This window comes from Paracoccus aeridis (assembly GCF_004923205.2).
Classification (GTDB): Bacteria; Pseudomonadota; Alphaproteobacteria; order Rhodobacterales; family Rhodobacteraceae; genus Paracoccus; species Paracoccus aeridis.
This window is the reverse complement of sequence record NZ_SELD02000051.1, coordinates 1-313: the sequence shown is the minus strand read 5'-3', so window position 1 is coordinate 313 and position 313 is coordinate 1. Positions and strand designations below refer to the sequence as shown.

Here is a 313-nt window from a genome sequence, read left to right as displayed (position 1 = left end):
TCTTCAGCCAGCCTGCCAGCTTGTCGGCAAACGGGTCGAGCTTGCTGGGCCGCTCCGGCACCGAGAACTTCGGCTCGATCGTGCCCGCCTTCAGATACTTCCTGATGGTGTTGCGCGACAGCCCGGTCCGACGCGCGATCTCGCGGATCGGCAGCTTCTCTCGCAGGGCCATGCGGCGGATGACGTTCAAAAGTCCCATGTGGATCACTCCGATGCCCCCCGTCGCTCACCGCGCTCGGAGGAAGGGTCACATGGGTCAAATCTCAGTGGAAATCAGGCGCCGTCCCGGGTCAGTTCCAAGTGGAAATCAACA

1 protein-coding gene is annotated in these 313 nt (G+C 62.3%); it reads right to left on the bottom strand.

Annotation, left to right across the window (positions count from 1 at the left end; genetic code table 11):
* Positions 1 to 199, bottom strand: a 199-nt coding sequence (locus ELI80_RS13780) for a helix-turn-helix domain-containing protein (protein ID WP_136652562.1), incomplete at its 3' end; no start/stop codon positions are given.
* Positions 200 to 313 lie beyond the last annotated feature (114 nt).